This is a genomic window from Streptomyces sp. NPDC007084 (assembly GCF_040703595.1).
Classification (GTDB): Bacteria; Actinomycetota; Actinomycetes; order Streptomycetales; family Streptomycetaceae; genus Streptomyces.
The window spans coordinates 1-9,086 of sequence record NZ_JBEYFY010000108.1 but is presented as its reverse complement, the minus strand read 5'-3'; the positions used below and the strand labels follow the sequence as shown (position 1 = coordinate 9,086).

Sequence of the window (9,086 nt, the reverse complement as noted above, 5' to 3'; positions counted from 1 at the left end):
GCCGCCTCGGCGGCCCGCGACCCGTACGCGCGGCTGGCCCGCGGCTGCCGTCCGCGCGGCTGCCGGGCTCCGGCCCGCCGGGTGCACGGGCGCCGCGTCCGCTACGTCATCGGCGACGAGCCGGGACAGGTCAACGGCATGCGATGGCGCGAGCGCGTACGCGCGCTCCCGACCCGTCCGGCCGCGGCCACCCCGCGGGTGGGCTGAGCATCACCCACAGGTGGGCTGCGGACCACCCCACAGGTGGGCGGCGGGCGGCGGTGTCACCGACGAGCACCTCGGTGACGGCGGAGCGCGGGTGCGTCCGGCTGCCGTGACCCCTGTCCGACCCGTAACCGGGGCTGTCGCCCCTGCGAGGTAACCGCATGCCCAGCGAGTTCTTCATTCCCGACCCCGAAGGCCAAGTCCCCACCGCCGAGGGCTACTTCGGCGCGTTCGGCGGCAAGTTCATCCCGGAGGCGCTGGTCGCCGCCGTGGACGAGGTCGCCGTCGAGTACGACAAGGCCAAGGCCGACCCCGAGTTCGCCCGCGAGCTGGACGACCTGCTCGTCCACTACACCGGACGCCCCAGCTCCCTCACGGAGGTGCCGCGCTTCGCCGAACACGCGGGCGGCGCACGGATCTTCCTCAAGCGCGAGGACCTCAACCACACCGGCTCGCACAAGATCAACAACGTGCTCGGCCAGGCCCTGCTCACCAAGCGGATGGGCAAGACCCGCGTCATCGCGGAGACCGGCGCCGGCCAGCACGGCGTCGCCACGGCCACCGCCTGCGCGCTGTTCGGCCTCGAATGCACCATCTACATGGGCGAGATCGACACCCAGCGCCAGGCGCTGAACGTCGCCCGGATGCGGATGCTCGGCGCCGAGGTCATCGCCGTGAAGTCCGGCTCCCGCACCCTCAAGGACGCCATCAACGAGGCGTTCCGCGACTGGGTCGCCAACGTCGACCGCACCCACTACCTCTTCGGCACGGTCGCCGGCCCGCACCCCTTCCCCGCCATGGTCCGCGACTTCCACCGGGTCATCGGGGTCGAGGCCCGCCGGCAGATCCTGGAGCGCGCCGGACGGCTGCCCGACGCCGCCATCGCCTGTGTCGGCGGCGGCTCCAACGCCATCGGCCTCTTCCACGCCTTCATCCCCGACGCCGGCGTCCGCCTGATCGGCTGCGAGCCCGCCGGACACGGCGTGGAGACCGGCGAGCACGCGGCGACCCTGACCGCGGGCGAGCCCGGCATCCTGCACGGATCACGGTCGTACGTGCTCCAGGACGAGGAGGGCCAGATCACCGAGCCCTACTCGATCTCCGCCGGACTCGACTACCCGGGCATCGGCCCCGAGCACGCCTACCTCAAGGACAGCGGGCGCGGCGAGTACCGCGCGGTCACCGACGACGCGGCCATGCAGGCCCTGCGGCTGCTCTCCCGCACCGAGGGCGTCATCCCGGCCATCGAGAGCGCCCACGCCCTCGCCGGCGCCCTGGAGGTCGGCAGGGAACTGGGCGAGGACGGGCTGATCGTCGTCAACCTGTCCGGGCGCGGCGACAAGGACATGGACACCGCCGCCCGCTACTTCGGCCTGTACGACACCGGGGCCGACGCCGTCGTCCCCGCCGACGCCGAGGGCGAGAACGCCGAGATCGAGGGGGACGCCAAGTGAGCGGCAACATCGAGCTGTTGAGCGACACCCTCGCCGCGGCGAAGGCCGAGGGCAGGTCCGCCCTCATCGCCTACCTGCCGGCCGGGTTCCCGACCGTCGACGGCGGGATCTCCGCCGTCAAGGCCGTCTTCGAGGGCGGCGCGGACATCGTCGAGGTCGGGCTGCCGCACAGCGACCCCGTCCTCGACGGGCCCGTCATCCAGACCGCCGACGACATCGCCCTGCGCGGCGGCCTCAAGATCGCGGACGTGATGCGGACGGTCCGGGAGTCCTTCGCGGCCACCGGCAAGCCGGTCCTCGTCATGACGTACTGGAACCCCATCGACCGCTACGGCGTCGAGCGGTTCACCGCCGAACTCGCCGAGGCGGGCGGCGCGGGCTGCATCCTGCCCGACCTGCCCGTGCAGGAGTCGGCCCTGTGGCGCGAGCACGCTGAGAAGCACGGGCTCGCGACCGTCTTCGTCGTCGCGCCCAGCAGCAAGGACGCCCGGCTCGCCGAGATCACCGCGGCGGGCAGCGGCTTCGTCTACGCGGCCTCGCTGATGGGCGTCACCGGAACGCGTGAATCGGTCGGGGCGCAGGCCCAGGAACTGGTCGCCCGTACGAAGGCGACCACCGACCTGCCCGTCTGTGTCGGCCTCGGCGTCTCGAACGCCACCCAGGCCGCGGAGGTGGCCGGCTTCGCCGACGGCGTGATCGTCGGCTCCGCCTTCGTGAAGCGCATGCTGGACGCGCCCGACGAGAGGGCCGGCCTCGACGCCGTACGCGACCTCGCGGCCGACCTCGCGAAGGGCGTGCGCGGCACGGCGTAAACGGCTCGAAGGGGAGCCCCGCGCCTGAGCCGTCCGGCCCCGAGGTGTCCAGGGCCGGGGGGTGTCCGGGGCCGGGGGGTGTCCGTAGGGACGCCACACCGGCGTGTCCGTACGTAACGGACATTACGCTCACTCGAACGGGTGGACCTTGGACCGGGGAGGCGCGCTGCGCCTCCCCGGTTCGTTCTGCCGGATGTGAGCGAGAAGAACCGTGACGGAAAGCGCAGCGCCCGCGAGCGGATGGCGGCGGAGCGAGAGAAGCAGAAGGCCTCGGAGAAGCGCCGGCGCGCGCTGATCGTCGGGGCCTCGGTGGTCTGCGTGCTGGGCCTGGCGGCCGTGATCGGCGTGGTCGCCGCCAACTCGGGCAAGGACAAGAAGAGCGACGCCGCGGGCCCGGTCGTGTCGCCCTCGGGCGCCACCGGCAAGGACAGTCTCGCCATCCCCGTCGGCAAGGACGGCGCCAAGTCGACCCTCACGGTCTGGGAGGACTTCCGCTGCCCGGCCTGCCAGGCCTTCGAGGCGGCCTACCGCCCCACCATCCACGAGCTGGTGGACGCCGGACAGCTCAAGGTGGAGTACCACCTCGTCACCCTGATCGACGGGAACATGGGCGGCAGCGGCTCCCGCAAGGCGGCGAACGCCGCGGCCTGCGCCCAGGACGCCGGAAAGTTCAGCGCTTTCCACGACGTGCTGTACGAGAACCAGCCCAAGGAGACCGAGGACGCCTTCTCGGACAACGCGAAGCTCATCGCGCTGGCCGGCAAGGTCGGCGGACTGGACACCCCGGCGTTCCGGAGCTGTGTGAACGACGGGACGCACGACAGCTGGGTCACGAAGTCGAACGCCGCGTTCCAGAACAGCGGCTTCAACGGCACGCCGACCGTGCTCCTCGGCGGCAAGAACATCTACGCCGACCAGTCGATGACCCCCGCCAAGCTGAAGCAGATGGTCGAGGCCGCGAACCAGAGCTGAGCCCACCGCACACCCGTGCGGACCGGCGCCCCGGCCCGCCGCCCGTACGTCCCGGCGCCCCCGCCTGTCCGCAGGCCGGGGGCACCGGTCCGTCGCGGCCCGTGGGTCACCGCACGTTATGGACCCGTTGCCAGGCTGCCCGCCGTCGGCGGCGTCCGGCACGGTAGCGTCGACCCTGCCATGGAACTTGCCTACATCCCCAGCCCGTCGCGCGGTGTGCTGCACCTCGGCCCCATTCCGCTGCGCGGCTACGCGTTCTGCATCATCATCGGCGTCTTCCTCGCCGTCTGGCTCGGCAACCGGCGCTGGATCGCCCGGGGCGGCCGGGCCGGCACGGTGGCCGACATCGCGGTCTGGGCCGTGCCTTTCGGCCTCGTCGGCGGCCGGCTCTACCACGTGATCACGGACTACGAGCTGTACTTCAGCGCGGGCCGTGACTGGGTGGACGCCTTCAAGATCTGGGAGGGCGGACTCGGCATCTGGGGCGCGATCGCGCTCGGCGCGCTGGGCGCCTGGATCGGCTGCCGCCGCCGGGGCATCCCGCTGCCCGCGTGGGCCGACGCCGTCGCCCCCGGCATCGCTTTCGCCCAGGCGGCCGGACGCTGGGGCAACTGGTTCAACCAGGAGCTGTACGGCCGTGCGACCGACCTCCCGTGGGCGCTGCACATCACCTCCTCCACGGACGGCCGCGTCCCCGGCTACTACCACCCGACGTTCCTGTACGAGTCGCTGTGGTGCGTCGGCGTCGGCCTGCTGGTCATCTGGGCCGACCGCCGCTTCACGCTGGGCCACGGACGCGCCTTCGCGCTGTACGTCGCGGCGTACTGCGTCGGCCGCTTCTGGATCGAGTACATGCGCGTCGACGACGCCCACCACATCCTGGGCCTGCGTCTCAACGACTGGACCGCGATCGGCGTCTTCCTGCTCGCGGTGCTGTACATCGTGCTCTCGGCGCGGAAGCGTCCGGGCCGCGAGGAGGTCGTGGAGCCCGGCGCCGGACCGGACGCCGACGGCACCGAGACGACCGCCGCGGGCACGGAGGGCGAGTCCGGGACCGGGGCGAAGGACAAGGACGACAGCGGCGCCAAGGACGACACGGGCGCCGAGGGCGTGAAGGACGGGACGGGCACCGACGCGGCCGACGTTGAGTCGGCGGGCCTCGGCAAGCCCGCCGCCGAGGACTCCACTCCGGCCGGAGAGTCCGCCGTACCGCCGGAGTCCGGGACGGAGCCCGGCGCGGCCACCGCCTCGGAGGCCCGCGACGAGGCCGGGTCGGCCAAGAAGAGCTGAGCTTCGCCCGTACGCCGAAGGGGGCGCCGCGTTCCAGGACGCGGCGCCCCCTTCGTCCTGCGCGGACCTCCTGCCCAGACCTCCTGCGCAGATGTTCCGCTCAGACTTCGTGCTCGGACTTCGTGCTCAGAAAGCCTGCTCAGACCTCGTGCTCAGAACTCCTGTTCAGACCGCGCGCCGGGCCAGGGCGAGGACGCGGCGGGCCCCCGCGACCACCGCCGCGTCGACGAAGCGGCCGTCGGGGAGTGCCTGGGCGCCCGGTTCGGCCGCCGCCGCCGCGACGACCGCCTCGGCGGCGTCGATCTCGGCGGGCGTGGGGAGGTAGGCCCGCTCGATGATGGGGAGCTGGCGGGGGTGGATCGCCGCGCGGCCGAGGAAGCCCAGCGCGCGCCCGTGCGCGCAGGACGCGGCCAGCCCCTCCACGTCCCGGATGTCGGGGTAGACCGTCTGCACCGGCGGCGGCAGGCCCGCCGCGCGGGCGGCCACCACCACCCGGGCCCGGGACCAGTCCAGGCCCGTCTCGTCCCGGATGCCGAGGTCCGCCCGCAGATCCGCCTCGCCGATCGCGATACCGCGCAGCGCACGGTGCGCGGAGGCGATGTCGAAGGCCTGCTCCACGCCGAGGGCCGTCTCCAGCAGCGCGTACAGCGGGATCGCGCCGCCCTCCGCGGGGGTCGCGCTCTCCGCGACCCGGACGACGTCGGAGCGCGAGGTCACCTTCGGCAGCCGCAGCCCGGACAGTCCGGGCAGCGGTGAGAGGGTCTTCAGGTCGGCGTCGGCGTACGGGCCGTCGAGCGCGTTGACCCGCACGTGCACCGGGACGGGCGGCCGCCCGGCGAGCAGGTCGGCGGTGGCGGCGCGGGCGTAGGCCTTGCGGTCCGGGGCGACCGCGTCCTCCAGGTCCACGAGCACCACGTCCGCGCCGGAGGCGAGGGCCTTGGCCACCACCTCGGGGCGGTCGCCGGGCGCGTACAGATAGGTGAGGGGCAGCGGGTCGGCCGTCACAGCGCGCCCTCCGCCCTCAGCGCCTCGATCTCCGGTCCGCTCAGGCCGAGTTCGGTGAGAACGGCGTCGGTGTCCGCGCCGTGCGGGCGGCCCGCCCAGTGGATCGCGCCGGGTGTGGCGGACAGCCGGAAGAGTACGTTCTGCATGCGCAGCGGCCCGAGTTCGGGGTCCTCGACGGTGGTGACGGAGTCCAGGGCCTGGTACTGCGGGTCGGTCATGACGTCCCGGACGTCCTGTACGGGGGCGATCGCGGCCTCCGCCTTCTCGAACTCGGCGAGGACCTCGTCTCGGCTGTGCCGGGCGATCCAGGCGGCGACCGCCCCGTCGAGGACGTCGGCGTGTCGGGCCCGTTCCGCGCCGGTCGCGAACCAGGGCTCGTCGATCACGTCCGGGCGGCCGACGAGCCGCATCACCCGCTCGGCGACCGACTGCGCCGACGTCGACACGGCGACCCAGGAACCGTCCGCCGTGCGGTAGGTGTTGCGGGGCGCGTTGTTCGCCGAGCGGTTTCCGGTGCGGGCCTGGACGTGGCCGAGCTGGTCGTACCAGAGGGGCTGCGGGCCGAGCACGGTCAGGATCGGCTCGATGATCGCCATGTCGATGACCTGGCCCTCGCCGGTGCGCTCGCGCGCGTTCAGCGCGGTGAGCACGGCGTACGCGGTGGCCAGCCCGGCGATCGAGTCGGCCAGGCCGAACGGGGGCAGGGTCGGCGGCGCGTCCGGCTCGCCGGTGATCGCCGCGAAGCCGCTCATCGCCTCCGCCAGGGTGCCGAAGCCGGGACGGCGCGCGTAGGGGCCGAACTGGCCGAACGCGGTGACGCGGGCCAGGATCAGCCGGGGGTTCACCGCGGACAGCTCCTCCCAGCCGAGGTCCCACTTCTCCAGCGTGCCCGGCCGGAAGTTCTCCACGATCACGTCGGCGTCGGCGGCCAGCCGCAGCAGGGTGGCCCGGCCGCCGGGCTTGGACAGGTCGAGGGTGATCGTGCGCTTGTTGCGGCCGAGGAGCTTCCACCACAGGCCGACGCCGTCCTTCGACGGGCCGTGGCCCCGGGACGGGTCGGGCTGCCTCGGGTGCTCGACCTTGACGACCTCCGCGCCGAAGTCGCCGAGCAGGGTGGCGGCGAGCGGCCCCGCGAACAGGGTCGCGAGGTCGAGGACGCGCAGACCGCCGAGGGAGCCGCCCTGCGGCCGGCCGTTCACGAGGCGGACCGGATCGCGTCGATCTGCGAGCGGTAGGGCATCGAGGACGTCGCCCCGTGCCGCTGCACCGACAGGGCGGCGGCCGAGGACGCCCAGGTGAGCGCCTCCGGCATCTCCCGGCCCTCGGCGAGCGCCACCGCGAGGGTGCCGACGAAGGTGTCGCCCGCGCCGGTGGAGTCCACGGCGGTCACCTCGGGGGCGGGCACGGTGACGGGTGCGGCGCCCCGGGCCGCGTAGAGGCAGCCGGCCGCGCCCAGGGTGACGACGACCTCCGGGACCTGTTCGAGCAGGGCGGCGGCGGCTCCGGCCGGGTCGGTGAAGCCGGTGAGCGCGGCGGCCTCGTGCTGGTTGGGCACCAACAGGTCGATGGAGGACAGCAGTTCGGCGGGGAGGAACTGGGCGGGGGCGGGCGTGAGGATGGTCCGCACGCCGTGCCGGCGGGCGGCCTGCGCGCCCGCGACCACGGCCTCCACGGGGATCTCCAGTTGGAGCAGCAGGGCGTCGGCGCCCGCGATCAGGCCCTCGTCGCCGGGGGCGAGGGTGGTGAGGGTGCCGTTGGCGCCGGGGATGACGACGATCGCGTTGGCGCCCTCGTCGTCCACCACGATGTGGGCGGTCCCGGACGGGCCCTCGATGGTGCGCAGATGGTCGGTGTTCACCCCGAAGTGCTCCAGGGTGGAGCGGAGTTGGGTGCCGAAGGAGTCGGCGCCCACCGCGCCGACCAGCGAGACGTCGGCGCCCGCGTGGGCGGCGGCCACCGCCTGGTTGGCGCCCTTGCCGCCGGGGATGGTGCGGAACTCCCGCCCCGTCACGGTCTCTCCGCGCTGCGGGGCCTTGGAGACGTACGCGACGAGGTCCATGTTCGTGCTGCCGAGCACGGCGATGTGGGTCATGGGCGGACGGTCTCCCGGTGTGTGAGGTGGGCGAGGGCGTCGAAGCCGACGCCGTCGAAGTCGGCGACGGAGGTGGCGAGCCGGTTCTTGAGCGGGGCCGTCCAGTGGCCGGGCAGGGCGGCGGGGTCGCCCGCGAGCAGGCCCGCGACGCTTCCGGCGGTCGCGCCGTTCGAGTCGGTGTCCAGGCCGCCGGAGACCGCTCGGCACACGGACGCGCCGAAGTCGCCGTCCGCGTGGGTGAGGGCGGCGGCGATCAGCGCGGTGTTGGGCACGGCGTGCACCCAGTGGCAGTCGCGGTGGGTGGCGTGGATCTCGTCGACGACCGTGTCGAAGTCGGCTGCCGTGGAGGCGAGTTGGACGGCGTGCCGGACGGCGCGGGCGAGCCGGGAGGCGGGCGGGACGACGGTCAGCCCGGTGCGCAGACAGGCGTGCACGTCGCTCTCCCCGGTGGCGGCCTCGGCGATGACGGCGGCGGTGAACATCGCGGCGTAGACGCCGTTGGCGGTGTGGGTGAGGACGGCGTCGCGGTGGGCCTGTTCGGCGGCCCCGGCCGGGTCGCCGGGGTTGGTCCAGCCGTGCAGGTCGGCGCGGATCAGGGCGCCGATCCACTCGCGGAACGGGTTGTGCCGGCGGGCGGTGTCCGGGGGTTCGACGCCGGCCAGCAGATTGCCGTAGGCGACGCGTTCGGCGGTGAAGGTGCGGCCGGCGGGGAGTTCGTCCAGCCAGAGCCGGGCCACGTCCGCGGTGCTGAAGCCCCGGCCGTGGCGCTGGAGCAACAGGACGTTCAGGAGCGGGTAGTTGAGGTCGTCGTCCTCCGGCATGCCGTCGATGTTCTCGGCGAGGGAGGTGGGGGCGGAGCGCCGGTTCCAGGGGTACGCGTCCAGCAGCCCGGGCGGAACGCCCCGTGCCGTGAACCAGCTCCGGAGCGGCCAGTTGCCGGCGGCCCGGGCGAGGGCGCGGATGCCGTCGAGGGGAAGCTTCTCCACCGGTTTGCCGAGCAGACAGCCCACCGCCCGGCCCAGCCAGGCCGCCTCCAGGCGGGCCGCGTTGGGGACGGGTGGGGGCGCGGGCGGCGGGCCCGGCCACTCGGGGCAACGGGCCCTGATGAGGGCCAGGTCCGTGGGCTCGTCGGCGGCCGACGGGACCGGGAGCGCGTCGAGTTCGTCGAGCAGGTCCAGCGCCAGTCCGCGCAGCGACTGCGGGGCCGGGACCGCCGAGGCGCCCGCGCGGACCGGGGCCGCGGCGCCGCCCGCGGCC

At 73.9% G+C, this 9,086-nt stretch carries 8 protein-coding genes and 1 pseudogene; 5 read left to right on the top strand and 4 right to left on the bottom strand.

The window, feature by feature from the left end; translation table 11 throughout:
- The 5 genes and pseudogenes from AB0912_RS35565 to lgt form a co-directional block, all read left to right on the top strand.
- Positions 1–207 (top strand): annotated as a pseudogene (locus tag AB0912_RS35565) (hypothetical protein); the annotation flags it as partial.
- A gap of 158 nt (positions 208–365) precedes the next feature.
- Complete coding sequence (gene trpB / locus AB0912_RS35560) at positions 366–1,658, top strand: tryptophan synthase subunit beta (RefSeq protein ID WP_366707421.1); 1,293 nt, start codon at positions 366–368, stop codon at positions 1,656–1,658.
- Positions 1,655–2,470 (top strand): tryptophan synthase subunit alpha, encoded by an 816-nt coding sequence (gene trpA / locus AB0912_RS35555; RefSeq protein WP_366707419.1) that lies wholly within the window; start codon positions 1,655–1,657, stop codon positions 2,468–2,470. Before trpB ends, trpA begins: the two co-directional genes overlap by 4 nt.
- A gap of 195 nt (positions 2,471–2,665) precedes the next feature.
- Positions 2,666–3,442: a thioredoxin domain-containing protein gene (locus AB0912_RS35550; protein ID WP_366707417.1), complete on the top strand. Its 777-nt coding sequence runs from the start codon at positions 2,666–2,668 to the stop codon at positions 3,440–3,442.
- 180 nt (positions 3,443–3,622) lie between these two features.
- Positions 3,623–4,732, top strand: a complete 1,110-nt coding sequence (gene lgt, locus AB0912_RS35545) for a prolipoprotein diacylglyceryl transferase (RefSeq protein WP_366707415.1) — start codon at positions 3,623–3,625, stop codon at positions 4,730–4,732.
- A gap of 165 nt (positions 4,733–4,897) precedes the next feature.
- Here lgt and AB0912_RS35540 read toward each other — a convergent pair whose 3' ends face one another.
- From AB0912_RS35540 to AB0912_RS35525, 4 genes are all read right to left on the bottom strand, one after another.
- Positions 4,898–5,737 carry a CoA ester lyase gene (locus tag AB0912_RS35540; protein WP_366707413.1) on the bottom strand — a complete coding sequence of 280 codons (840 nt, stop codon included), beginning with the start codon at positions 5,735–5,737 and terminating at the stop codon, positions 4,898–4,900.
- Positions 5,734–6,936: a CoA transferase gene (locus AB0912_RS35535; RefSeq protein WP_366707411.1), complete on the bottom strand. Its 1,203-nt coding sequence runs from the start codon at positions 6,934–6,936 to the stop codon at positions 5,734–5,736. Before AB0912_RS35535 ends, AB0912_RS35540 begins: the two co-directional genes overlap by 4 nt.
- On the bottom strand, positions 6,933–7,829 hold the full coding sequence (rbsK, locus tag AB0912_RS35530; protein WP_366707409.1) for a ribokinase: 897 nt from the start codon (positions 7,827–7,829) through the stop codon (positions 6,933–6,935). The genes AB0912_RS35535 and rbsK overlap by 4 nt, the downstream gene beginning before the upstream one ends.
- A partial coding sequence (locus tag AB0912_RS35525) for an ADP-ribosylglycohydrolase family protein (protein ID WP_366707407.1) occupies positions 7,826–9,086 on the bottom strand: 1,261 nt, incomplete at its 5' end. The genes AB0912_RS35525 and rbsK, both read right to left, overlap by 4 nt.